The organism is Amycolatopsis keratiniphila (genome assembly GCF_000400635.2).
Taxonomy (GTDB): Bacteria; Actinomycetota; Actinomycetes; order Mycobacteriales; family Pseudonocardiaceae; genus Amycolatopsis; species Amycolatopsis keratiniphila.
This window is the reverse complement of the sequence record NC_021252.1, coordinates 4,200,145-4,222,541: the sequence shown is the minus strand read 5'-3', so window position 1 is coordinate 4,222,541 and position 22,397 is coordinate 4,200,145. Positions and strand designations below refer to the sequence as shown.

The window sequence follows — 22,397 nt, the reverse complement described above, 5'->3', positions numbered from 1 at the left end:
AGTTTGACTTCAAGTTAAGTACAGGTTTTACGGTCTTCCCCATGACAACGAACCCGCCTTACCAGCTCGCCGTCGTGATCAGCAGCGTCCGCGAGGGCCGCTTCGCCCCCGTCGTCGCGAACTGGTTCCTCGACCGCGCCAAACAGCGCGACGACGTCACCCTGTCCGTCATCGATCTCGCCGAATCCCCCGGCGACCTCTCCCCCGGCGTGGCCGGCGCGGACGCCGTCGTCGTGATCGTCCCCGAGTACAACCACAGCTACCCCGGCCCGCTCAAGACCGCGCTCGACGCCACCGGCCCCGAGTGGCACGGCAAGCCGGTCGCCTTCGTCTCCTACGGCGGGATCTCGGGCGGCCTGCGCGCGGTGGAACACCTGCGCCCGGTCTTCGCCGAGCTCCACGCCGCCACCATCCGCGAGACCGTGAGCTTCCCCCACGCCTGGAATCACTTCGGCCCGGACGGCGCGCACGACGACTTCGAAGGCGCTTCCGCCGCGGCCACCACGCTGCTGGACCAGCTGAACTGGTGGGCCAACGCCCTCCGCGACGCACGCCGGGTGCGGCCCTACGCGGCATGACGCTGCCCGTGGAGGACCCGGCTGGGGGTCGGGTCCTTCACGGACATCCGGCGCGGGACATGGCAGGCTGTCCGCGTGACCGGACCACTCGCTCTCCTCGATTCCGCGAGCCTCTACTTCCGCTCGTTCTACGCCCTGCCCGACTCGATGACCGCCCCGGACGGGACACCGGTCAACGCCGTGCGCGGGTTCACCGACACGATCGCGCGGATCCTCGTCGACCGGCGGCCTTCCCGGCTCGTGGCCTGCCTCGACGCGGACTGGCGGCCGAAGTTCCGCACCGATCTGCTGCCCAGTTACAAGGCGCACCGGGTGGCCGAAGAGGTTCCGGAAGGCAGTGACGTCGAAGAGGTGCCGGACACGCTGACCCCGCAGGTGCCGATCATCCTCGAACTGCTGGAGGCCTTCGGCATCGCGACGGCCGAGGCGGCCGGATACGAGGCCGACGACGTCATCGGCGCCCTCGCGATCCGCGAGCAGGACTCGCCGGTCGAGGTCATCACCGGTGACCGCGACCTGTTCCAGCTGGTGCGCCGTGAGCCGACGTCCACTGTGGTCATCTACGTCGGCAAGGGCTGGAACAAGGCCGAAGTCCTCGGCCCGGACGAAATCGCCGAGAAGTACGGGATCCCGGCCGGGAACGCCGGTCCCGGATACGCCGACATGGCCGCGCTGCGTGGCGACCCGTCCGACGGGCTGCCCGGTGTCGCCGGGATCGGGGAGAAGACCGCGGCGAAGCTGATCACCCAGTTCGGTTCGCTGCAGGAGCTGATCGAGGCGTCGAACGCGGGCGATTCGCGGGTCCCGCTCAAGACCAGGCTTCGGCTGACCGACGCCGCCGACTACCTCGCGGTGGCCCCGACCGTCGTCCGGGTGGCGGCCGACGCGCCCGTCGAGCAGTCCCGTCCGGACACCGTCCCGTCCGAGCCCGCCGACCCGGACAAGGTCGCGGAACTCGCGGAACGCTGGAATCTCGGCCGTTCGGTGGAGCGCCTGCTGGCCGCGCTCCCGAAGTCATGAGCAACACCGAGGCCGACCCGGCCGAGCTGCTGTGCAAGGAACGGCCGGGCGAAGGCGTCACCGTGCTGACCCCGCGCGACGTCCCGCTCGGCGGCCCACGCGCGATCCGGGTCCGCCGCACCCTTCCGCAGCGGCAGCGGTCGCTGATCGGCGCGTGGTGCTTCGCCGACCACTACGGCCCGCAGGACGTTTCGGCATCCGGCGGGATGGACGTCGCACCGCATCCGCACACCGGATTGCAGACCGCGAGCTGGCTGTTCAGCGGCGAGATCGAGCACCGCGACAGCATCGGCACCCACGCCATGGTGCGGCCGGGCGAGCTCAACCTGATGACCGCCGGGCACGGCATCGCGCATTCCGAAGTGTCCACACCGGACACCACGACACTGCACGGCGTCCAGCTCTGGATCGCACTGCCCGGCGAACACCGTGACACCGCACGGGATTTCCGGCATTACGCGCCGCCGCTGCTCGACCTGGCCGGCGCCACGGCGCGGGTCTTCCTCGGCACCCTCGCCGGGACCACCTCACCGGTCCCGGCGTTCACTCCCCTGCTGGGCGCCGAAGTCACCGTCGAGCCCGGCGCGACCTCGGCCCTCGACGTCGATCCGGCCTTCGAACACGGTGTCCTGCAGGACATCGGCTCCGTCACCGTCGCCGGCGTCGCGCTGGGTACCGGAGAACTCGCCTACCTCGCGCCCGGAGCCGGGCGGTTGGAGCTGACGAACTCCGGCACCGAACCCGCTCGGGTGCTCCTGCTCGGCGGGACGCCGTTCACCGAGGAACTCGTGATGTGGTGGAACTTCGTGGGCCGCAGCCACGAGGACATCGCCGAGTACCGCGAGGCTTGGCAGGCGCAGTCCGACCGGTTCGGCCAGGTCGAGGGCTACCAGGGCGGCACGGCGTGGCTGCCCGCACCCACGTTGCCGCAGGTGCGGATCAAACCGCGACGGAATCCGTCCTGACCGCGGGAGAGCAAGCTCGATCGGTGCCGTAGCGCTGACGGTCCTTACCATCCGGGCCTAGAAGAACGTCCCGCACCACGGCGAGCGCGCGGTGTGGAACAGGGAGTCGGCACGGGCGACCGCCGCCTCGTCCAGCACCTCGACCCGTCCGGACAACGCCAGATCGCTGAAGAGACCGTGGCCGAGATACAGCGACGACAAGGTGGCCACGTCCAGCCGCAGATCGGCCTCGGCGGTCGTGCGTTCCACGCCGTCCGGGCTCACGATGTAGCGACCGTTGTTGTCCGGAAGCTGCTTGTCGAGTACTTCGAGCACCACGGGTTCGGCGCTGCCGTAGGAGCGTGCCCGCAAGGCCGCGAGGACGTCGACGAGCCGCAGCCACAGGTCGTCGATGATCTCGGTGGTGTTCACCGCCCGCGGGTCGGTGAGCAGTTCGGCGATCGGCTCGTCCAGCGGGCGGCCCCGTCCGGCGACGGCCGACACCAGGTCGATCGACAGCAGGAAACGCCACAACGCCGCCCAGGCCTGTGGTGTCGCGGCATGGAGTTCGCGGATGTCCAGGATCGCCCCACGCTCCGGCGCCAGCCGGTCACGCGCGTCGATGCTCTGGTAAACGACGAAACCGTCGTCACCGTCCGGTCCACTGTGGACCGCCACCCGGTAGCCGTCGTTCCCCTTCACCACCCGCTCGAAGAAGCCCGGCCACCAGGCAGGCGGACGGGAGACGAACCCCGGTCGTGTTCCTTCGAAGCGTTGGTACAGCGCGGGAACGCGCTCCACCGCTTCGGCGGGGGTGATGAACCTGACCTCGCCGTCCCGGCCCACGCCGTCCCGAAGCCGGGCTCGCGGACGCTCGATGGACACGCCTTTGCCGAAAGTCGCCGGGCCGTACCCGAAGCGGCCGTAGATGACGGCTTCGGAAGCGTGCAACGCTGCCAGCGGGACACCTCGCGCCGCGAAGTCCTCCAGCTGTACGGCCATCATCTCGGTGAGGATGCCGCGGCGCGTCCAGTCGGCACGGACGCCGACACCGTCGACGGCCGCCGTGACCAGCTTCTGTCCACCCGGGACGGTCAGCTCGACGTCGAACGAACTCGCGATTCCCACCGGGATGCCGCGCTCGTCGAACGCGGCGAATTTACCGGCGGCGGTCCAGGATGGAGCCATCTTCGCCCAGACCTCGTCCGTGGCGGGCTTGCCGTGCAACGACTCCGACAGGACGTCGAGACAGGCTCGCTGTTCACCTTCGGCCACGGCACGCACAAGGAATTCGCTCATACCGTGGATCCTGCCGTCCGGACCGGGGAGCCCCAACCGGTTTTTCAGGCGGGGGCGCCGACTTCGTAGCGCCCGTCTTCACCGGTGACGGTGATCGTGACGGTCTTGCCCTCCCCGCCGACCTGCACGGTGCAGGTGAACGTGCTGCCGTCCTCGACCTTTTGGTTCGACGGGCAGAGCACGTCGCCGACCTCTCGCACCTGATAGGTCTCAGTGAGGATCTTCCGCACGTCCGCCTGCATCGTCCTCGGGTCGAAGACCCTGCCCGGAGCGTTGAAGGAGGACGAACCGCCGGAGGTCGCGGGCGCGCTCGACGAAGCTCTCGACGTCGGCGGGACCGTCACGGTCTTCGTCGCCGGTGCGGGTGCCGGCGTGTCCGAACACGCCACCAGCACGGCGAAAGCGGCACCACACAGACCGACCGTCGCGACGGCTCGCCTGCTCAAGCTTCTCCACCCCCACCGGTGTGATCATCCAACGTCAGAAGAAGGTACCGCACCAGGGGTTCACCCGCGTGCCGAACAGCTGGTCCGCTCGCTCCAGGGCGCTCTCACCCGTGGCGCGGACGCGTCCGGCGAATGCGAGATCCGAGGGACGCCAGCCGCCGAGGTACACCATCGACAGGGTGTCGGCGTGCAGCTCGAGATCCGCCGGATCGGTGGTGCGGACGGCGCCGTCCTCGGACAGGCGGTAGCGGCCGGAGTTGTGCTCCAGGAAGGGATCGGTGACCTCGATGACGACCGGCTCACCCCGGTACGTGCGGGCGCCGAGCATCCGCTCGACGTCGACCAGCCGGAACCAGCCTTCGTCCTGGACCTTCTGCACCGCCACGTCACGCGGATCGGTGAACAGCAGCTCGACCGGTTCGTCGAGCGGCCGCTTCTCGGCGGTGACCTGGTCGACCAAGTCCACCGACAGCAGGTAACGCCACAACCCGGCGAACGCGTCGGGATTCGCGTAGTGGAAGGACTGGACCTTCAGCAGTGCCGGGGCGCCGAAATGGGCTCGCTCGACGGTGTAGGTGACGAAGCCGTCGGTGCCGTCCGGACCGCTGTGCACCGCCGTCGTGACCGGCGTTTTCGCCCGTCGCACTTCGCGTTCGTAGCCCGGCCACAGATGAGGACTCCGCGAGATCATGCCGGGCCTGGCGCGCGGGACCGCGTCGAAGAGCGCGGGCCATTGCTCGATGGTGTTCTCGAGATCGAGGAGGGAGATCTGCCCACCCACGGGCGCTTCGGGACGGAACCGGGCACGGCGCCGATCGACCTCGATCGACTTGGCCCGCACCGCGACGCCGTACCCGAACCGGCCGTAGATGGCGCCCTCGGACGCGTGCAGCATCGCCGCGGGAACCCCGCGGGCGGCGAAATCCTCGAACTGGGCGCGCATCAACGCGGTCAGCACGCCACGACGGATGCGATCGGCGCGGACGCCGACCAGGCTGACCGCGGCGAGCGGCGTGGTGCCGCCGCCGGGCAGCGTCACTTCCGAATCGAAGGACCGGAGAGTGCCGATCAGCTCCGAGTCGAACGCGCCGAACCCACGGTCCGGCTGCATCGACGGGGCGATGGCCGACCATTCCTCATCGGTCATCTCCTTGACGTGCAAAGCCCGCCTGAACAGATCCGTCGCGGCCCGTTCCTCGTCGGACCGCAGCAGCCGCACTGAAAAGTCGCTCATGGCACGATCATGCAGGATCGACCGTGCCCGGCGCCCGCGGTTTACTTGGTGGTGGCGGGTGGCGAGACTTCGTAGTTGCCGGTGTCACCCTTCACGGTGATCGGCACCTCCTGCGGCTTGCCCTCGATCGTGGCGGTGCAGGTGAACTTCACACCGTCCTTGACCTCCTGGCCGGAGGGGCACGTGACCGCGCTGATCTCCTTGATCCCGTAGGTCTCGGTGAGCAGCTTCTGCACGTCGGTCTGCATCTGGGTGTTGTTGAACACCTGGGTGTTGAACCAGCCCGGCGTGACGAACCCGAGGATGCCCACCGCGGCGATGATCACCACGAGCGCACCGATCCCGATGAACAGGCCTTTCTTGGACTTCGGCTTGTCCTGCGCCTCGCCCTGGGTGCCCGGGAACTGGCTCTGGCCGTAGTCGTACTGGCCTTGCTGCTGACCGTACTGCGGCTGCTGCTGCGGGCCGCTCTGCGGATAGCCAGGCTGCTGCTGGGGCCCGCTCTGCGGATACCCCGGCTGCTGACCGTACTGCGGCTGCTGGCCCCACTGAGGCTGCTGTTGCTGCGTCTGGGAAGGATCCTGCTGCGGATACCCGGACTGCTGCTGAGACGGGTCGTACGGCGCGGGCTGCTGACCCCACTGAGGCTGTTGCTGCTGGGTCTGCGACGGGTCGTACTGCGGCTGCTGGCCCCATTGCGGCTGCTGCTGCGGGCCGCTCGGCGGTTGAGCGCCGCCCGGCTGTTGGCCGTAGCCCGGCTGCTGCCCCCACTGGGGCTGCTGCTGCGGGTCGTTGCCGCCATACGGCGTGCTCATCGTTCGCCTCCGCCTTTTCCGCCATCGTCACCGGCCGACCTGCATGGCCGTCGTGGGCGATCCAACCACAGCTCGGCGCCCCTGCCCACTGTTCCCGGGTGGTGTCGGGCCAACTCTCCGCGACCGTGCTCACACCGGAGGTGCGTCCGTTCCGCCGGTCAGCCCAATACCTCGTGAATGGCAAGGACGGCTCCGGTCGGCCTGTGTTCGCCTGCCCGCGGGAATCCGCTTCGTCCCGGTGCTCTTCGCGCTCGTGTCGAGTGGGGAGGATTTGGGACGCTCAACGTCCCAAATCCTCCCCACTCGGCCGCGAACCGGGTCGCACGAGCTTGATCAACGGAGGATCGGGGACGTTGAGTGTCCCCATTCTTCCGTTGATCAAGCTCCGAGACTGGGAGATCCCTCGACAATGTGGAGATCGGGACGTTCAACGTCCAGATTCCTACATCGTCGACCCCTCCCTACTCGAGGCCCCGTATCGCTTCGGCGGTTCCGCGTGTTCCAGGGGACGGCGCGCGTGATCAGACGGACGACACGCGTGACTGGACGGACGACACTCGTACCGTCCGTCTGATCACACGTGTCGGCCACCCGGTCACGCGCCGCCGGCCGCCACGACCCCGCGGCGCAAGGCCTTCACCGCGTCCGAAGCCGCCGCCCCGACCGGATCCGCCTTGCCGAGCACGTCGCGGATCTGGTCGAGCAGGTCGATGACCTGACGCGACCACCGCACGAAGTCACCGGCCGAAAGCTCCTGCCCGTTCGCTTCGGCGGCGGTGAGGACCTTCTCCAGCGATTCGCCGCGCGCCCACCGGTAGACGGGCCAGGCGAAACCGGCGTCGGGCTCGCGGGTGCGGTCCAGTTTGTGCCGCCGCTCGTCTTCGGTGAGCTCCATCCACAGGCGCGTGGTCGCCTGCCAGGCGTCGACGACCTTGCCCGCGGGCAGGCGAGGCTCCCCCGCGGTGTCCCGGCGTGCCTCGAAGACCAGCGTCGAGACCACGGCCGCGAGTTCGGCGGGAGCCAGGCCCTTCCAGACGTCGTGCCGGATGCATTCGGCCGCCAGCAGATCCGACTCGCTGTAGAGGCGGGTGAGCCGCTTGCCGTGTTCGGTGACCCGGTCCTCGCCGTCGCCCTTCGACGCGGGGCCGAGGTAACCGCGCTCGCCGAGCAGCCGCAGGATCCGGTCGAAGGCGCGCGCCAGCGAGTGCGTGGTCGCGGCGACCTTGCGTTCCAGTTGCTCGGTCTCGGCCGTGAGCCGCTGGTACCGCTCGACCCAGCGCAGGTTCGCCTCGCGTTCCGCCAGACCGTGGCACGGATGCGCGCGCAGCGCCCGCCGCAGCGCGGCCAGCTCACCGTCCTCATTGGCCCCGGCGCGGCGCTTTTGCCTGCCGGGCAAGGAGATTCCCGCGTTGCGCAGGCTCGAAGCGATGTCGCGCCTTGTCTTGGGCGAACGCAGCTCGATGTGCTTCGGCAGCTTGATGTTCCCGAGTGCCTCGACCGGCGACGGGAAATCCGAGACCGAGAGTGGTCCGGACCAGCGGTCTTCGGTGACCACGACGGGCCGCGGCTCGCGGATCGGGTCGAGCCCCGGGTCGACGACGACGGCCAGCCCGGCGCGCCGTCCCGCGGGCACGGCGATGACGTCGCCCTTGCGGAGCTTCTCCAGCGACTCGGCGGTGCCCGCCCGGCGGGCGGAGGTGTTCTGCCGCGAAAGCGCCTTCTCCCGCGCCGAGATCTTCGCCCGCAGCTCGACGTACTCCAGCATCTCGTCGAAATCGCCGGTGATGGCGGAGGTGTAGCCCCGCAGGGCCTCCTTGTTCCGCTCGATCCGCCGTGCCGTCCCGACCACCGACCGGTCGGCCTGGAACTGCGCGAACGACTGTTCCAGCAGATCACGGGCGGACTCGGCGCCGACCTGGGCGACCAGGTTCACCGCCATGTTGTACCCGGGCCGGAACGACGACCGCAGCGGGTACGTCCTCGTCGAGGCCAGGCCACCGACCTGCTTCGGGTCGATCCCCGGCTGCCAGACGACGACCGCGTGGCCTTCGACGTCGATCCCGCGCCGCCCGGCCCGGCCGGTGAGCTGCGTGTACTCCCCCGGGGTCAGGTCGACGTGCGCCTCGCCGTTGTACTTGACCAGCCTTTCCAGCACCACGGTGCGCGCGGGCATGTTGATGCCGAGCGCGAGCGTCTCGGTGGCGAAGACGACCTTCACCAGCCCTTGGACGAACAGCTCCTCGACGGTCTCCTTGAACGCCGGGAGCAGCCCGGCGTGGTGTCCGGCGATGCCTCGCTCGAGCGCCTCGCGCCACTCCCAGTAGCCGAGGACGCCGAGGTCGCCTTCGGGCAGGTCCTTGGTGCGCTCGGCGACGATCCGGCGGACCTTCTCGACCTCCTCGGGGCCGTTGAGCCGCAGGCCGGACCGGACGCACTGACCGACGGCGGCGTCGCAGCCGGCGCGGGAGAAGATGAACACGATGGCGGGGAGCAGACCGGCGTTGTCCAGCCGCTCGACCGTGTCCGTGCGCGACGTCGGCCGGAACCGCGGCATCCGTGACGGCGCGCCTCGCCGCCCGCGCGGTCCGCGCAATCCCGCCGGGGCGAAACGTCCGCCGACCTCCTCGGTGCGCCGCAACAGGCCGGGGTTGATCCGCAGTTCGGTGCCCGGCGCGTGTTCCTCCTGGCCGGCGAACAGGTCCAGCAGCCGGTTGCCGACGAGCATGTGCTGCCACAGCGGCACGGGGCGGTGCTCGTCGACGACGACGGTGGTGTCACCGCGGACCTCGACGAGCCACTCGCCGAACTCCTCGGCGTTGCTCACCGTGGCCGACAGGCCCACGACGCGGACGTGCTCGGGCAGGTGGAGGATGACCTCTTCCCAGACGGCGCCGCGGAACCGGTCCGCGAGGTAGTGGACCTCGTCCATCACCACGTACGCGAGCTCGCCGATGGTCGAAGACCCGGCGTAGAGCATGTTGCGCAGGACCTCGGTGGTCATGACCACGACCTGCGCGTTGCCGTTGATCGACGTGTCGCCGGTCAGCAGGCCGACCGCGTCGGCTCCATAGCGGCCGACGAGGTCGGCGTACTTCTGGTTCGACAACGCCTTGATCGGCGTCGTGTAGAAGCATTTGCGCCCCTCGGCGAGGGCGAGGTGCACCGCGAACTCGCCGACCACGGTCTTCCCGGCGCCGGTGGGTGCGCAGACGAGCACACCGTGACCGTCTTCGAGCGCCTCGCAGCCGCGGACCTGGAAGTCGTCGAACTCGAACGACGACTCGGCCGCGAAGCGGGTCAGCTGGGGGTATTGAGCGCGGCGCTGGGAGGCCGCGTAGGCCTCGGCCGGGGTCTGAGAAGGGCTATTGACCACTTCGTCAGGGTTCCATACCCCACCGACAGTTCGCACTCGGTGTGACGATCTCGGGAACGGCCGCCACGTCTCTGTCATCCAAGGGGCCGATTCGAGATCGAGAGGGGACGCCATGGAGATCGCTTGCCCGCAATGCGCGCAGGTCGACCAGGTGCAAAGCGTTCCGGCGGTGTTCCAGAGCGGGCAGACGACCTACCGCGTGCAAGGCGGCATGACGGCCGTCCCGGCCGGTGACGGCGTGGCCTACACCGCGACGACGCACACGGGTGTGTCGGTGACCGCGACCGCGGCGTCGCTCAACCCCTATCCGGTGCTCCGCGGCGGCGGGTGCTTCCTGGCGCTCGCGCTGGTCCTGCTGATCCCGGCGTTCGCGTTCGTCTCCTTCGCCACCGACTCGCTCGCCGAGAACCCCGCGCCGACCGCGAGCGGCCGGGTCGGTGCGGCCATCGGTGCCTGGATCTTCCCCCTTCGGCGCCTTCGCACTGGTCGCCTTGTTCGCCGTGTTGTTCGTGCTCAGGCTGCGGCGCAACGCGCGGATCCGGCGAGGTATCCCGGACGCGCTGGCGTACTGGCGGCAGGCGTGGTTCTGCCATCGCTGCGGCGGGGTGTTCTTCCCGCGCGGCGACCTGATGTCGGCGGCGACGTTCCGCGGGCAGGTGTGGCGGGCGGGCGACTACGCCGGGCTCACCCGACGACGGTGAGCGCTCCGGGGACGCAGGTGACGTCGAGCGGCAGCCTTCCCAGTGGCTCGCCGTCGGCGTAAACGGGCAGGTCGCTGCCCGCCAGGTGGATCTGCGCGGCCTTGAGGGACCGGACCGCCGGATGCGCGATGTGCTGCCCGGAGCGGACGCCGGGCAGCATGCGGAGCAGGTCGCGCCGGGTCGCCTTGCCCACGACGGTGACGTCGAACAGGCCGTCCTCCGGATCGGCCCCAGGACAGATCCGCATGCCGCCGCCGTAGAACGGGGTATTGCCGACGGCGATCATGGTGGCGTCGAGTTCGATCGTCTCGACGTCCGTGCGGAGCACCACCGGCCGGGGCCGGAACGCGGCGAGCTCGGCCAGGATGGCGACGTCGTACCGGCGCGGGCCACGCGGCCAGGTCAGCCGGTTGGCGCGTTCGGTGACCAGCGCGTCGAAACCGGAGCACAGCACGGTGGCGAACCATTCGCCACCGGCCCGCCCGAGGTCGACCCGGCGCCGTTTCCCCTCCGCGATCCGCCTGGCGACGAGATCGACGGCGGCGTGCGGCCGTTCGGGGATGTCCAGCGCCCTGGCGAAGTCGTTGCCGGTGCCCGCGGGGACGAGCCCGAGCGCGACACCGGACTCGGCGCAGAACTGAACGCCCTGGTGCGCGGCGCCGTCACCGCCGAGCACGACGAGGACGTCCAGACCGGCCGCGCGCGAGTCGGTCATCAGCGCGCGGGATTCCTCGACCGTGTGGGCCACGAGGACGTCGAGCCGGTCGACGACGGGCCGCAGCCGCGCCGCGACCGACTCCATCAGCCGTTCCGCGGCCCCGTTACCCGAGGCGGGGTGGACGGCCAGCGCCGCGTGCATCCCCGGCTCAGGTGACGTCGTCGGTGCTGGTGCGCTTGCCGTTGGTGGCGGCCGACGGCTCCTCGTCGATCGTGCTCGGCGTGTAGTCGAACGGCGCGGCCTCGTCGTCGGCGAGCTGGTCCCAGCCCTCGGTGCCGCGTTCCTTGTCGAGCTTGCGGTCGTGGAAGCGCGCGATCTGGATGGAGAGCTCCAGGAGCACCACCAGCGCGCCCGCCAGTGCAAGCATCGAGAACGGGTCCGAACCGGGCGTCGCGAAGGCGGCGAAGACGAACACGACCATGATCAGGCCGCGGCGCCACTTCTTCAGCGTCTGGTACTTCAGGACGCCGACGCGGTTCAGCATCACCACGAACAGCGGGAGTTCGAAGCTGACGCCGAAGATCAGCAGCAGCGACAGGATGAACGAGATGTACTTGTCACCGGTGAGGGCGGTGATGAACTGGTCGCCACCGAAGTTCATCAGCAGTTCGAGAGCGTGCGGGATGAGCAGGTACGCGAGCACCGCGCCGCAGGCGAAGAGGATCGAGGCGAAGAAGACGAAGGTGAGCGCGTACTTGCGCTCCTTCGAGTAGAGGCCGGGAGCGATGAACGCCCAGATCTGGTAGAGCCACAGCGGCGCCAGCAGCACCGCGCCCGCGGCGAGACCGACCTTCAGCTGGATCATGAAGGCTTCGAACGGCACCGTCTGGAGCAGCTGGCAAGGACCGTTGGCTTCCCCGCCGAGCCTGCGCTGGTACGGAATCCCGCAGTACGGGCCGGTCATGATCTGGCCGAGTGACGGGATCGGGCCGACCCTGGTCTGGAACCAGATGAAGCCGATGATCCCGCCCGCGAGGATGGCGAGCAGCGCGAAGCCCAGACGGCGGCGGAACTCGTAGATGTGCTCGATGAGCGTCATCGTGCCGTCGGGGTTGGTCCGACGGCTGCGCTTGCGCCGCTTAGAGCCGCGGCGCTCCTCACCGGAGGCGGAATCCGCCACTGGACAGTCCGTTCTCGTCAGGGTCCACCATGAGCGCGCCGGGTCTCCGGCGCGCTCATCCGCGAACAGGCTCCGCTTGGCTAACTAAAGACCGCTCAGCTGGCGTTCTTCTGCGCCTGCTCGGCCGGAGCGGGCGCGGCGGCCTGCTGCTTCTTGAGCTCGTCGAGCTGACGCTGGAGGTCGGCGACCTGCTTGTCCTGCGCGCTCGCGGCGGGCGCGGGCGTGGTGGCCTGCGGCAGCTGCTTGGTCTCGACCTCTTCGGTCTCGGCGGCCTTGTCCTTGTCCCCGGCCATGTCCTTGGTCTCGGCCTTGAAGATCTTCATGGACTTGCCGATGGACCGCGCGGCGTCCGGAAGCCTCTTGGCGCCGAACAGCAGGACAACGACGAGCACCAGGATGATGATGTGCCACGGCTGCAGCGCGTTCATCGTTTGCGGCCTCCTTCTCGAGTCTGTCGTAGGTGATGTTACCGGTCTTCGAGCCCACGCCGTTGCGCGATCGCCACGCGTAGCGCGGCCGACCTGGCACGAAGGAGCCCTGTCCGTTTTCGGGTGTTCGTAGCCACCATGCTCATCGTATGGGTGAGCACGCGCAAGACTCTGCGTAATTTGATTAGCAGAACAAAGAGCAGGATCAGCCCGGCGACGGCGAGCGCGATGCTCGGCAGGTACGACACGGCGTCACCCTACTGCTCGTAGGTTGACGTTAGGTGACGAGCCCGGGCCAGTGCGTCGGCCGCTCGTCGACGAACTGCCTCTCCGAGCGCGGCCGGGCTCTCGACCTGCGCGTCTCCGCCGAGGCCGAGGATCAGCCGGACCATCCAGGACTCGTCGGCGTAACGCATCCGGATGCGCAGCCGCCCGCCGTCGAGCTCGTCGAGTTCCTCGCAGGGGTAGTACTCGGCTACCCAGCGTGTGTCGGGATCGAGGACGAGGACGGCTTCCTGCTGATCGGGACGCGGCCGGAAAACACCATCGGAAATGTCGGTGGGCTGGGCGTGTGCCGGCGGGACGGCGGGCTCGTCGAGCACGGTGAGCTCGTCGATGCGGTCGAGCCGGAACAGCCGGACACCCTCCGCGCGGCGGCACCACGCTTCGAGGTAGCCGACCGCCTGGACGATGAGCAACCGCATGGGATCGACGGTGCGTTCGGTGATCTCGTCCTTCGACGCGGTGTAGTACCGGATCCGCAAAGCGCGCTTCGCGGTGAGAGCGGACCGGACGGCTTCGCGCGTCCCCGCGGTCTTCCTGCCTTCGCGTACTCCCCCGCCGACGACGATCCCCGACGGCTGCGCCTGCCCCGCGGCGACCTCGATCTTCGCGATGGCGCGGCGGACCGCGTCGGCGTCGACCACACCGGGTGTCTCGGCAAGGGCTCGCAGCGCGACGAGCATGGCCGTCGCCTCGCCGCCGGTGAGCCGCAGCGGACGGTTCATCCCGGCGTCGTGCGTGACGACGATCGTGTCGCCCTCGAAGGAGAGGTCGATCAGGTCGCCGGGCCCGTAGCCGGGCAGCCCGCACATCCACAGCAGTTCGAGGTCCTTGCGGAGCTGCTTGGGCGTGACGTCGAAGTCGTGGGCGGCGTCGTCGATCTTGATGCCGGGCCGGGCGAGGAGATAAGGCACGAGCGCGAGCAGGCGCGGCATCCGTCCGGTGGTGCTCATCGGGCACCGCCTGCGTGCGCGATGGCTTCGAGACGGCTGAAGACCGATTTCGCGAGGACCTCGGGTTCGAGGACGAGGACGTCCGGGCCGTGGGCGGTGAGCCAGTCCGCGGCGGATTCCGGGTAGTACAGCTCGATTTCCACGAGGTCGCCTTCTTCTCCCCCGGCGTCGCTGCGGCCGACCACCCGGCCGCGACGGCGGACCCCGGCGGCCCGGCCGTCGGCGACCCAGACACTGGCGATGGTCGGCGCGGACGGGTCCTCGCCGCTGCTGGCGGAGACCATCTTCAGCAGGTTGACCCCTTCCGGGCGTTCGACGACGCCGGTTTCCCCGAAGGCGTCGACCTTCCCGGTCACGCGCGAGAGGCGGAAGCAACGGGACGCGCCACGGTCCCTGTCGTGCCCGACGACGTACCAGCGGCCCTTCCATGACACCACGCCCCACGGTTCGAGGGTGCGGATCTTGCGCTCGGCCGAACCACTGCGGCGGTACTCGAAACGCACCGCCTGTCCGGCTTGGACGGCGGCCAGCAGCGGGCCGAACGCCGGCTCGGCCCGGACACGGGGTTCGACGACGGTCGGGGCGTGGTCGTCGACCTCGACGCCGGCCGCGCGAAGTTTCACCAGCGCGCCTTGGGCCTCACCGGTCAGTTCCGGGGAATCCCAGAGCCGGACGGCGAGTCCGACCGCGGTCGCTTCGTCGGGCGCGAGGTCGATCTCGCCGAGTTCGTAGTCGCGGCGCGCGATGCGGTAGCCGTCGATCGCGTCGAACGCCGAGTTGCGGCCGGTCTCCAGCGGGATGCCGAGCTCGCGCAGTTCGGTCTTGTCGCGCTCGAACATGCGGAAGTACGCCTCGTCGCTGGCCGCGTCGGCGTACCCGGGCACGATGCCCCGGATCCGCTCGGCGGTGAGGTACTGCCGGGTGGACAGGAGGGCCAGAACCAGGTTGACCAGACGTTCGGCGCGTGCGGTGGACACCCGGCTACCCTAGCCCGCGCCGTCCGACCCGATGGTGACAGCCGCCGATCGCGCGTCGTAACGGTCCCTGGCGGTCTCCACCTCGTCGAACCGGGTCTCCGCCCAGTCCTTGATCCCGGCCAGCAGCTGCCGGAGACTCCGGCCGAGCTCGGTCAGTTCGTAGTCCACGCGCACCGGCACGCACGCGGTGACGGTGCGGGTCAGCAGGCCGTCCCGCTCCAGGGTCCGCAGGGTCTGCGTGAGCATCTTCTGGCTGACACCGGCGATCCGGCGGGAGAGATCGCTGTAGCGCTGAGGCCCGTCGCCGAGCGCCACGAGGACGAGACTGACCCATTTGCCCGAGACCTCGTCGAGCAGCTTTCGGGCGGGGCAGGCCGCGAGATAGGCGTCGTAAGCCCGTTTCTCCTCGTCCCGCCGTTCCTGTGCCGTGCGCGTGACCACGGTGCGCGTACCTCCGCGTGGGTTGGGCACCTCGAGGTGCGTACTTCCCGATGGAGAGTAACTCCCCATACGTTCGCAGGGAACGATCCCTGGAGGAGAAACGATGCGTGCAGTGGTGGTCCGCCGGTTCGGCGGCCCGGAAGTCCTGGAGTTCACCGAAGTCCCGGTGCCGTCACCGGGCCGGGGCCAGGTGCGGGTGAAAGTGGCCGCGGCCGGGGTCAACCCGGTCGACGCCGGGACCCGATCGGGGTTCCTGACCGAGGCGGGGATCGTCCCGCCGCGTGAGGTGCTCGGGATCGGCTGGGACGTGGCGGGGACGGTCGACGCCGTGGGCGACGGCGTCTCCGGATTCGCCGTCGGAGACAGCGTGATCGGCGTGCAGGACCGGCCGTCGTCGGCGCTCGGCACGTACGCCGAGTTCGTCGTCCTCGACGTGGACGCGCTCGCCGCCGCACCGCGGACGGCGTCTCCCGCGGAGGCCGCGACACTGCCGTTGAACGGGCTCACCGCAGTCCAGGCGCTCGATCTTCTCGACCTCCCGCCCGGAGCGACGGTCCTGGTGACCGGTGCGGCGGGGGCCGTCGGCGGCTACGCGGTCACCTTGGCCAAGGCACGCGGTTTCCGGGTCGTCGCGGTCGCCAGTCCCGCCGACGAGACGCTGGTCCGAGGGTTCGGCGCGGAGATTTTCGTGCCCCGCGGGGATTTTCTCGCCGATCGGGTGCGGGCGGTGATCCCCGGCGGTGTCGACGCGGTTCTCGACACCGCCCTGCTCGGCCTCGAAGCGCTGGACGCCGTGACGAACGGTGGCCGGTTCGTGGTGTTCGCGGCCGGAGCGGCCCCGATCCCCTTGCGCGGCATCAAGGTCGAGCACGTCTGGATCCGTGCCGACGGCGCCGCGCTCGCCGGACTGGCGGCCATGGTCGACGACGGCACACTCGCTCTGCGGGTCGCGGACACCTTGCCGCTGACCGAGGCGGTGAAAGCCCACGAACGCCTCGCGGCGGGCGGTCTGCGCGGACGACTCGTGATCATAAGTTGACGCTTAATTAAGCCCATGGTTATCTTCACAATATGGACAACGACGAGATCCGGCTCGAACTCCGGCGCGAGTACCCGGACGCGATCGAAGACGTGTGGTCGGCACTCACCGAATCAGACCGCACGGCCCGCTGGATCGGGACCTGGACGGGCGAGCCCGGGGTCGGCAACACGATCATGCTGACGATGACGGCCGAGGAGGGTTCCGAACCGGGGCCGGCCGTCATCCGCGAATGCGATCCGCCGAAGCGCCTGGCCATGGATCTGCACAACACCGACGAGCCCACTTGGCGGGTGGAGCTGACCCTGACCCCGCACGGCGACGGGACGGTGCTCGACTTCGTGCACCGGATGCCCCGGCCCGACTGGGACACCTCGGACATCCTCAAGGGCTGGCATTTCTACCTCGACCGGCTGGGCGCCGCGCTCGTCGGCGAACCGGTGCCGGAATGGGACACCTACACGCCGCCTAGTTTGGAGGCATGAACGATCGAGTACTGCTGATCACCGGCGCCTCCCGCGGCCTCGGCGAAGCCACCGCACGCCGGGCCGCGGCGGCCGGGTTCCGCCTCGCGCTGCTCGCCCGCGACCGCGAGGCGCTGCTCCCGCTCGTCGCGGAGTTCGGCGAGGATCGCGCTCTGGCGCTCGCGGCCGATGTCACCGATTGGGCTTCGCTGTCATCGGCGGTTGAAACGGTGAAGGAGACCTTCGGCGGGTTGGACGCGGTGTTCGCCAACGCGGGACAGAGCGTCGTCGTCTCGTTCTTCGGCGACGGCGGCGCGGACCCGGAACAGTGGCGGGACATGGTGCTGACGAACGTCTACGGCACCGCCCTCACCGCACGGGCGACCCTGCCGTCGCTCGCGGAATCGAAGGGGCACCTCGTGCTCACCGGTTCGGTCGCCGGGCGCTACCACCGCCCGGGGAACCTCTACTCGGCGACGAAATGGGCGGTGACCGGGCTCGCCGGCTCCATCCGCGAGGAGGCCGTCGGCACCGGCGTCCGGGTCACGGTCGTGCAGCCGGGCCTGGTCGACACCTCGATGATCCCCGAGGACTCGAAGACCAAGCCGAAACTGGAACCCGACGACGTCGCGAGGGCGGTGCTCTACGCGCTGGAGCAGCCGCCCTCGGTCGACGTCAACGAGATCGTGGTCCGCCCGACGGGCCAGGTTCGCTAGCGCGGCAGCAGGGCTTCGGCCAGCCGCCGCCAGTGCGGCATGGCCGACTCGCCGGGTTCGACACCGATCACCTGGATGCCCACATGGTCGGCGCCGGCGTCGAGGTGCCCGTGCAATTTCGCGACGATGGTGTCGAGGTCGCCCCAGAACACGAGATCGTCGACGAGCCGGTCGCTGCCGCGGCCGCCGTCGATGTCGGCTTCGGTGTAGCCGAGACGGCGGTACTTGGCGACGTTGTACTCCGACGTCAGGTACACGTGCAGGTGTTCGCGGGCGATCTCGCGCGCCTTGCCCGGGTCGGTTTCGAACAGCACGGCGTGCTCGACGCCGAGGAAGGCCTTCTCCCCCAGCACTTCCCTCGCCTGGGCGGTGTGCGGCACCGTCACGTGGTAGGTGTGCGCACCCTCGGACCGGTCGCGGGCCAGGCCGAGCATCTTCGGCCCGTACGCCGCGAGAAGCCGCTGGATCGGCGCGTCAGGCAACGGGTTCGAGCTGGTGACGGTGTCGAGTTCGTCGAGGTATTCGCTCATCGCGTCGAGCGGCTTGACTCCGAGCTGCGCTCCACCGAAACCGAGCCCCAGCACGTGCCTGCCGGGATACGCGTCGGCGAGCAGGAGCGCCGCGCCATGGGTCCAGCGCGCGCCACGGGAGCCGATGCGCGCGATCCCGTTGACCACGGCCATGCGCTCGGTGGACGCGAGCAGGAATCCGGCGTGGGTCAGTGCTTCGCGCCCGTCCCGTTCCGGGATCCAGATCGCGGGCCAGCCGAGTTCTTCCAGTTCCCGCACGGAATCCCGCAGCATGCCAGCGGGCTGATCCTCGAAGTCGAACGTCCAGATCAAGAAACGCCCCAGTTCCATCTGTCTCTCCTCAGGTCGAGTCCAACATATCGAAGTATCGCAGATCCTCGATATGTTATTCCCGGGCGAGCTCAGATGGAGCGCCCCAGCAGGTCGACGAGCTGCGCGATACGCCGCTCGTCGCGACGGTAGTGCGTCCACTTCCCCACCCGGGTGGACTCGACGAGCCCGGCGCGCTGCAGCAACGCCATGTACGCGGACACCGTGGACTGCGCGAGCCCCAGCTTGGCCTGGAGATGACTGACGCAGACGCCGACCTCGTTCTGGTCGGCGATCGCCTTCTCCGGCGGGAAATGCCGGTCCGGCTCGCGCAGCCACCCGAGCACCTGGAGCCGGATCGGGTTGGCGAGCGCCTTCAACACCTCGACCAGATGATCGGTGGTCTCCGGGACTGGTTCGGCTTCTGCGGTCATAGTCCTTCGAGCTTAGGCCGTGCCGAGCCGAGCGGCCCGTCCCTTCGCCCCGCTCGCCCAGCAGGCGCCACGAGCGCAGTCGACGGAGTCCAGCGATCCGGTGTCGAACGACTTCCAGTGCCGCCCGCCGTCCGGGCTCACGTCGCTCCCGCCCGGGCCGACGGCGAGCACCGTGTTCCCCAGCCACGCCAAACCCGAGCGATAGCCGACCGGCGCCTCGGGCGGCGTCCGCCAGGTGCGGCCCTTGTCCGCGCTGAGCGCGACCGCCGGGCCGGGTGCGTTCGGCGCCGCGTAGTCGCCACCGATCGCCACGCCGTGCCGCGGATCCCGGAAAGTCACCGAAAAGACGCCGGCCGAGGCGCCACTGGGCAACGGGGTGTCGGCCGCCTCCCAGGTCTTCCCGCCATCGCCGGAGTGCAGGACCCGGGCGCGAGCACCGCCGCCGGTGGCTATCCAGGCGTCACGCGGCCCCGACGTCGTGAGGCACTGGCCGCTCGCGGCGAAACCGAACTCGCCGTCGAGCGCGGGGACCATCCCCTCGGCGGGCACGGGCTTCCAGGTGCGACCGCCGTCCGAAGTGGACTGCAACCGGAACTTACCGTCCACCGGATCGCTCATCGCGAGGCCCCGCCGGTGATCGAAGAACGCGAGACAGTCGTAGAAGGCGGCCGGATCGGTGTTCTGGAAGGACAGTCGCCAGCTCGCGCCGCCGTCGTCGGTGCGGTAGATCCGGGACGCGTCGCCGGGCCCGATCGACAGGGCGACCGCGTGCTCGGCGTCGAAGGCCTCGATGTCGCGGAAGTCGAGCGCCTCCGTCCCGGCCGGGGCGCTCGCCTTCCAGGTGCGGCCGCGGTCGGTAGTACGCAGGATGGTGCCCCTGCTGCCGCTGACCCACGCCGTACGGGAATCCACCGCGGAGAGACCGCGAAGCTGAACGTCCGTGCCCGTCGGGGTCTCGACCCACGCGGGATCGGGACACTCCGGCGCGGCGTGCGCGACGCCGGTGAACGCCAGCGGGACGACCGCTCCCAGCACGACCAGCAACGCACGGCGCATCGGCGCACCTCTCCCTCGGTCGAAGAATCGCGCCGGTCACCCTAGCCCGGCCGACGGCGACGTGGCGAGACCCGAGTCAGCCGGACCCCTGCGCGAGATGCTTCCGCACCTTCTCGACGGTCGGAAAGAACAACCGATGGGATACGACGAGGTTGACGGCCGTCAGGGCCACGGCGAGAACCGGCAGGAGTGTGTACATCACGATGCCGGGCGTCACCTCGATGCGATCCTGCGGAGAGTCTTCGTAGGACGAGGTGATCCTGGGAACGTAGAAGAACAAGAAGACTGCCATCGCGAAAGCCGCTCCTGCGCACAACCCCGCCTCGACTCCTCGCAGAATGATGGCACCCTTCGTCTCGACACAGCCTGTTCTCACGAGCGTCCGTGAAATCACCATGGCGAGTCCCGACAACAGCGACGCACCGGCCGCGAAAGTGGCCATCCCCATGGTGACGACATTGGCGCCATCACTCGCAGTCGGAAGAACCCGCCCCGAGATCTGTATGACGATCACCATGACCAGGCCGACGACGCCCGTTCCGGCCCCGAGACTGGTGGCGATTTCCCGAATGTTTCCGATCATGCCGGGCGGTAGCCGCCGGTAAGGCTCCTCCGGCCACACGGTCGGGTACGTCACGAGTGCCGCTTCCAGTCCGACGAATGCGACATCGACTCGGTGTTGGCCTTGGGCCACGCGGCACCCAGAGAGTTCACCTTGTCCTGAATCGCGGTTTGTTCCACTCCGATGCTGTTGGTAAGCGAATCGACCGCGCTGATGGTCGTGAAGATGGACGCGATGCCGGCGCCGATCACGCCGATCAGAATCACGATCGCGGCCGGGAGACCGACAATGCTGATGGCGCTGACGGCCGCCGCGGCGACAGCGATGCCCAAGCCCGCAAGGGTTCCGTACATCTGGGTCCAGAAACTGTCGAGACCGTTGGCGAGGTTGACCAGCGAGTTCCGGATCTGGAGCCCCAGTTCCTTGAGCGAGTTCAGCCCCGCGACTTGAGCGGGCACGGTCGCCTTGTACGCCTCGGCCGCCTTACCGGTCCATTCGATGTTCGTCTTGAGCTTGTCCAGGGATACCGAACCTGCGATGTCCCCGACGCTGTTTCCGAACCGGTCCGACCATTCGGCAGCTACTTGCCTGAGTTTGGCAGGGTCACCTTTGTACTTGATGAACCTGTTGACCGCGTCCCAGAACTCCGTCATCTTCGCGTTCAGCGCGTTCATGCCCCGGCGGACAGGTTCGATCAGGTCCGAAAGAATGTCCGGAACCCAGCTCATCACATCGTTCACTTTGTCGAACAGCTCACGGATCTTGTCTTCGATCTCACGAAGCTTTTCCATCGACTGATCGATGACCGGATTGGCTCCAGCAGCCGTCATGGTGGATTCCCCTCGGAGGTGTCGCTAGCCGCGGCCGGCGCGATCGATGTCGAGCACATGCTGGTCCTCGTCGTGGGCATAACGGTCGGCCGCCGCTCGCAACGAGGTGGACAGTGCACGGAAATTGCTTCCGGCCTGATCGATCATGTCCTGGATGAGGGCGCGGACCTGGTTGTACTGCTTGTCGAGTCCTTTCGCCGCCGCGTAGGACATGACGTCACCTGACGTCAGGCCGAGCGGGTCGATCGCCGCGCGAGGAGGGGCGAGGTCGTCCGCGGCGGCGTCCCACAGGTCCGCGTCCGAACGAAGCGCGTCCAGCGCCAGCGCGATGTCGTAGGCGTCCGCCATTACGGCTGCTCCTTGCTGATCGACGGTTCGAGACGACACGACGGGCCATCCGGTGCGGGTCGAAGAGCAGCCCCATGATCTCGGCGATCGCGGGACCTTGCGGGCCGTCGGCGAGGTCCGGTGGAGTACTGGCCTCACGAAGCTGACGGAGCACATCGAGGATTTCACTCTCGATCTCGCCGGCCCGCACCTGCGCGGCCCACGACGGGTCGATTCCCACCTCGACAATCTGCCCATTGGCCACAGTGCCGTGGACATGGCCACCGCCACTCTCAGCGGTGATGCGGCGGTCGACGACCGCGGCCGCCTGTCGGGTGAACTGGTCCAACTCGGCGGTCGCGGCTTCCACGAGCCGGAGCATGTCTTGAGTGCCCAGAGGCGACTCGTCGGTGGTGGACGCGGGTGTCGCGCCGAAGGTCGGCATGGCAGGCGGGTTCCGGGCGACATCGTCCACTTGCCGGGCCAAAGCGGCGATGGTGGCGGCATTCGCGGCGGCTACCACAGCACCGTGCAGTCCACGCGGGTCGACCGACTGTTTCCACTCTCGTACGAGGGTTACCGACAACACGGCCGCGTTCGGCGAGACGGTTACGGTGACGACACCGTCCTGGTCCTGCCCGCTGATCCGGTCTTCCGCTGGGACCGGATCAGCGGCGGATGACGGCGGCGGATCGTCGTCCTGTTCCAGCTCGTCCTCGAAAGCCCACCGATCGTCGTCCATCCTCGCCCTCCCCGGCTCAGAACCCACAGCGACGTCCACGGTACCTGGAGTGACAACCG

27 protein-coding genes are annotated in these 22,397 nt (G+C 69.1%); 8 read left to right on the top strand and 19 right to left on the bottom strand.

What is annotated here, in order from left to right; all coding sequences use genetic code 11:
• Positions 1-41: 41 nt before the first annotated feature.
• The 3 genes from AORI_RS60220 (at position 42) to AORI_RS60210 (ending at position 2,563) form a co-directional block, all read left to right on the top strand.
• Positions 42-578, top strand: coding sequence for an NADPH-dependent FMN reductase (locus AORI_RS60220; protein ID WP_016334194.1), 537 nt, complete (start codon positions 42-44; stop codon positions 576-578).
• A 75-nt stretch (positions 579-653) separates the two neighbouring features.
• Entirely contained in the window at positions 654-1,598 is a 945-nt protein-coding gene (locus AORI_RS60215) for a 5'-3' exonuclease (RefSeq protein ID WP_016334193.1), read from the top strand.
• Complete coding sequence (locus AORI_RS60210) at positions 1,595-2,563, top strand: pirin family protein (RefSeq protein WP_016334192.1); 969 nt, start codon at positions 1,595-1,597, stop codon at positions 2,561-2,563. The genes AORI_RS60215 and AORI_RS60210 overlap by 4 nt, the downstream gene beginning before the upstream one ends.
• Before the next feature lie 57 nt (positions 2,564-2,620).
• Here AORI_RS60210 and AORI_RS60205 read toward each other — a convergent pair whose 3' ends face one another.
• From AORI_RS60205 to AORI_RS83665, 6 genes are all read right to left on the bottom strand, one after another.
• Positions 2,621-3,841, bottom strand: a complete 1,221-nt coding sequence (locus AORI_RS60205) for a GNAT family N-acetyltransferase (RefSeq protein WP_016334191.1) — start codon at positions 3,839-3,841, stop codon at positions 2,621-2,623.
• Between the two features lie 44 nt (positions 3,842-3,885).
• The gene (locus AORI_RS82910; RefSeq protein ID WP_016334190.1) at positions 3,886-4,287 is read right to left on the bottom strand and encodes a DUF4333 domain-containing protein; all 402 of its coding nucleotides are present in this window, start codon (positions 4,285-4,287) and stop codon (positions 3,886-3,888) included.
• Between the two features lie 34 nt (positions 4,288-4,321).
• A complete protein-coding gene (locus AORI_RS60195; RefSeq protein WP_016334189.1) occupies positions 4,322-5,521 on the bottom strand; it encodes a GNAT family N-acetyltransferase in 1,200 nt (399 codons plus the stop codon).
• Between the two features lie 41 nt (positions 5,522-5,562).
• Positions 5,563-6,336, bottom strand: coding sequence for a DUF4333 domain-containing protein (locus AORI_RS60190; RefSeq protein WP_016334188.1), 774 nt, complete (start codon positions 6,334-6,336; stop codon positions 5,563-5,565).
• Between the two features lie 595 nt (positions 6,337-6,931).
• Positions 6,932-9,709 carry a DEAD/DEAH box helicase gene (locus AORI_RS60185; protein ID WP_016334187.1) on the bottom strand — a complete coding sequence of 926 codons (2,778 nt, stop codon included), beginning with the start codon at positions 9,707-9,709 and terminating at the stop codon, positions 6,932-6,934.
• Positions 9,710-10,012: 303 nt separating this feature from the next.
• A complete protein-coding gene (locus AORI_RS83665) occupies positions 10,013-10,156 on the bottom strand; it encodes a hypothetical protein (RefSeq protein WP_158509133.1) in 144 nt (47 codons plus the stop codon).
• Between the two features lie 2 nt (positions 10,157-10,158).
• Between AORI_RS83665 and AORI_RS82905 the strand changes: the two genes are divergently transcribed.
• The gene (locus tag AORI_RS82905) at positions 10,159-10,410 is read left to right on the top strand and encodes a hypothetical protein (protein WP_016334186.1); all 252 of its coding nucleotides are present in this window, start codon (positions 10,159-10,161) and stop codon (positions 10,408-10,410) included.
• Here AORI_RS82905 and AORI_RS60175 read toward each other — a convergent pair.
• The 7 genes from AORI_RS60175 to AORI_RS60145 form a co-directional block, all read right to left on the bottom strand.
• Positions 10,394-11,269: a diacylglycerol/lipid kinase family protein gene (locus AORI_RS60175; protein WP_016334185.1), complete on the bottom strand. Its 876-nt coding sequence runs from the start codon at positions 11,267-11,269 to the stop codon at positions 10,394-10,396. The genes AORI_RS82905 and AORI_RS60175 overlap by 17 nt on opposite strands.
• A gap of 7 nt (positions 11,270-11,276) precedes the next feature.
• On the bottom strand, positions 11,277-12,248 hold the full coding sequence (gene tatC, locus AORI_RS60170) for a twin-arginine translocase subunit TatC (RefSeq protein WP_016334184.1): 972 nt from the start codon (positions 12,246-12,248) through the stop codon (positions 11,277-11,279).
• A 95-nt stretch (positions 12,249-12,343) separates the two neighbouring features.
• Entirely contained in the window at positions 12,344-12,676 is a 333-nt protein-coding gene (gene tatA / locus AORI_RS60165; protein WP_016334183.1) for a Sec-independent protein translocase subunit TatA, read from the bottom strand.
• Positions 12,677-12,714: 38 nt separating this feature from the next.
• Positions 12,715-12,924 (bottom strand): bacteriophage holin, encoded by a 210-nt coding sequence (locus tag AORI_RS60160; protein ID WP_005150907.1) that lies wholly within the window; start codon positions 12,922-12,924, stop codon positions 12,715-12,717.
• 9 nt (positions 12,925-12,933) lie between these two features.
• On the bottom strand, positions 12,934-13,911 hold the full coding sequence (locus AORI_RS60155; RefSeq protein ID WP_016334182.1) for a helix-turn-helix transcriptional regulator: 978 nt from the start codon (positions 13,909-13,911) through the stop codon (positions 12,934-12,936).
• Complete coding sequence (locus AORI_RS60150; protein WP_016334181.1) at positions 13,908-14,888, bottom strand: helix-turn-helix transcriptional regulator; 981 nt, start codon at positions 14,886-14,888, stop codon at positions 13,908-13,910. The genes AORI_RS60155 and AORI_RS60150 overlap by 4 nt, the downstream gene beginning before the upstream one ends.
• A gap of 9 nt (positions 14,889-14,897) precedes the next feature.
• Positions 14,898-15,329, bottom strand: a complete 432-nt coding sequence (locus AORI_RS60145) for a winged helix-turn-helix transcriptional regulator (RefSeq protein ID WP_016334180.1) — start codon at positions 15,327-15,329, stop codon at positions 14,898-14,900.
• Positions 15,330-15,432: 103 nt separating this feature from the next.
• On the opposite strand from AORI_RS60145, the gene AORI_RS60140 reads away from it, so the two are divergent.
• Genes AORI_RS60140 through AORI_RS60130 form a run of 3 tightly spaced genes read left to right on the top strand, consistent with a single transcriptional unit; the run spans position 15,433 to position 17,548 of the window.
• Positions 15,433-16,368 carry an NADP-dependent oxidoreductase gene (locus AORI_RS60140; protein ID WP_016334179.1) on the top strand — a complete coding sequence of 312 codons (936 nt, stop codon included), beginning with the start codon at positions 15,433-15,435 and terminating at the stop codon, positions 16,366-16,368.
• Positions 16,369-16,400: 32 nt separating this feature from the next.
• Positions 16,401-16,853, top strand: coding sequence for an SRPBCC family protein (locus AORI_RS60135; RefSeq protein ID WP_016334178.1), 453 nt, complete (start codon positions 16,401-16,403; stop codon positions 16,851-16,853).
• Positions 16,850-17,548 carry an SDR family oxidoreductase gene (locus AORI_RS60130; protein ID WP_016334177.1) on the top strand — a complete coding sequence of 233 codons (699 nt, stop codon included), beginning with the start codon at positions 16,850-16,852 and terminating at the stop codon, positions 17,546-17,548. The genes AORI_RS60135 and AORI_RS60130 overlap by 4 nt, the downstream gene beginning before the upstream one ends.
• On the opposite strand, the gene AORI_RS60125 is transcribed toward AORI_RS60130, so the two are convergent.
• The 6 genes from AORI_RS60125 to AORI_RS60100 form a co-directional block, all read right to left on the bottom strand.
• Entirely contained in the window at positions 17,545-18,408 is an 864-nt protein-coding gene (locus AORI_RS60125; protein WP_016334176.1) for a TIGR03620 family F420-dependent LLM class oxidoreductase, read from the bottom strand. The genes AORI_RS60130 and AORI_RS60125 overlap by 4 nt on opposite strands.
• A gap of 71 nt (positions 18,409-18,479) precedes the next feature.
• Positions 18,480-18,821: an ArsR/SmtB family transcription factor gene (locus tag AORI_RS60120; protein ID WP_016334175.1), complete on the bottom strand. Its 342-nt coding sequence runs from the start codon at positions 18,819-18,821 to the stop codon at positions 18,480-18,482.
• A gap of 12 nt (positions 18,822-18,833) precedes the next feature.
• Positions 18,834-19,877 carry a WD40/YVTN/BNR-like repeat-containing protein gene (locus AORI_RS60115; RefSeq protein ID WP_016334174.1) on the bottom strand — a complete coding sequence of 348 codons (1,044 nt, stop codon included), beginning with the start codon at positions 19,875-19,877 and terminating at the stop codon, positions 18,834-18,836.
• Between the two features lie 76 nt (positions 19,878-19,953).
• Positions 19,954-20,514, bottom strand: coding sequence for a hypothetical protein (locus AORI_RS60110; RefSeq protein ID WP_016334173.1), 561 nt, complete (start codon positions 20,512-20,514; stop codon positions 19,954-19,956).
• A complete protein-coding gene (locus AORI_RS60105; protein ID WP_016334172.1) occupies positions 20,511-21,269 on the bottom strand; it encodes a hypothetical protein in 759 nt (252 codons plus the stop codon). Before AORI_RS60105 ends, AORI_RS60110 begins: the two co-directional genes overlap by 4 nt.
• Before the next feature lie 24 nt (positions 21,270-21,293).
• Positions 21,294-21,617 (bottom strand): hypothetical protein, encoded by a 324-nt coding sequence (locus tag AORI_RS60100; RefSeq protein ID WP_016334171.1) that lies wholly within the window; start codon positions 21,615-21,617, stop codon positions 21,294-21,296.
• A gap of 52 nt (positions 21,618-21,669) precedes the next feature.
• Between AORI_RS60100 and AORI_RS60095 the strand changes: the two genes are divergently transcribed.
• Positions 21,670-22,278, top strand: coding sequence for a hypothetical protein (locus AORI_RS60095; RefSeq protein ID WP_016334170.1), 609 nt, complete (start codon positions 21,670-21,672; stop codon positions 22,276-22,278).
• Positions 22,279-22,397 lie beyond the last annotated feature (119 nt).

Bases quoted from the DNA above. Each gene is read 5' to 3' on its own strand.
- AORI_RS60105 (WP_016334172.1), bottom strand. From the start codon at position 21,269: ATGACGGCTGCTGGAGCCAATCCGGTCATCGATCAGTCGATGGAAAAG.
- AORI_RS60220 (WP_016334194.1), top strand. From the start codon at position 42: ATGACAACGAACCCGCCTTACCAGCTCGCCGTCGTGATCAGCAGCGTC.
- AORI_RS60125 (WP_016334176.1), bottom strand. From the start codon at position 18,408: ATGGAACTGGGGCGTTTCTTGATCTGGACGTTCGACTTCGAGGATCAG.
- AORI_RS60205 (WP_016334191.1), bottom strand. From the start codon at position 3,841: ATGAGCGAATTCCTTGTGCGTGCCGTGGCCGAAGGTGAACAGCGAGCC.
- AORI_RS60210 (WP_016334192.1), top strand. From the start codon at position 1,595: ATGAGCAACACCGAGGCCGACCCGGCCGAGCTGCTGTGCAAGGAACGG.
- AORI_RS60195 (WP_016334189.1), bottom strand. From the start codon at position 5,521: ATGAGCGACTTTTCAGTGCGGCTGCTGCGGTCCGACGAGGAACGGGCC.
- AORI_RS60135 (WP_016334178.1), top strand. From the start codon at position 16,401: ATGGACAACGACGAGATCCGGCTCGAACTCCGGCGCGAGTACCCGGAC.
- AORI_RS60100 (WP_016334171.1), bottom strand. From the start codon at position 21,617: ATGGCGGACGCCTACGACATCGCGCTGGCGCTGGACGCGCTTCGTTCG.
- AORI_RS83665 (WP_158509133.1), bottom strand. From the start codon at position 10,156: ATGGCCGCACCGACCCGGCCGCTCGCGGTCGGCGCGGGGTTCTCGGCG.
- AORI_RS60130 (WP_016334177.1), top strand. From the start codon at position 16,850: ATGAACGATCGAGTACTGCTGATCACCGGCGCCTCCCGCGGCCTCGGC.
- AORI_RS60155 (WP_016334182.1), bottom strand. From the start codon at position 13,911: ATGAGCACCACCGGACGGATGCCGCGCCTGCTCGCGCTCGTGCCTTAT.
- tatA (WP_016334183.1), bottom strand. From the start codon at position 12,676: ATGAACGCGCTGCAGCCGTGGCACATCATCATCCTGGTGCTCGTCGTT.
- AORI_RS60120 (WP_016334175.1), bottom strand. From the start codon at position 18,821: ATGACCGCAGAAGCCGAACCAGTCCCGGAGACCACCGATCATCTGGTC.
- AORI_RS60140 (WP_016334179.1), top strand. From the start codon at position 15,433: ATGCGTGCAGTGGTGGTCCGCCGGTTCGGCGGCCCGGAAGTCCTGGAG.
- AORI_RS60115 (WP_016334174.1), bottom strand. From the start codon at position 19,877: ATGCGCCGTGCGTTGCTGGTCGTGCTGGGAGCGGTCGTCCCGCTGGCG.
- AORI_RS60190 (WP_016334188.1), bottom strand. From the start codon at position 6,336: ATGAGCACGCCGTATGGCGGCAACGACCCGCAGCAGCAGCCCCAGTGG.
- AORI_RS60175 (WP_016334185.1), bottom strand. From the start codon at position 11,269: ATGCACGCGGCGCTGGCCGTCCACCCCGCCTCGGGTAACGGGGCCGCG.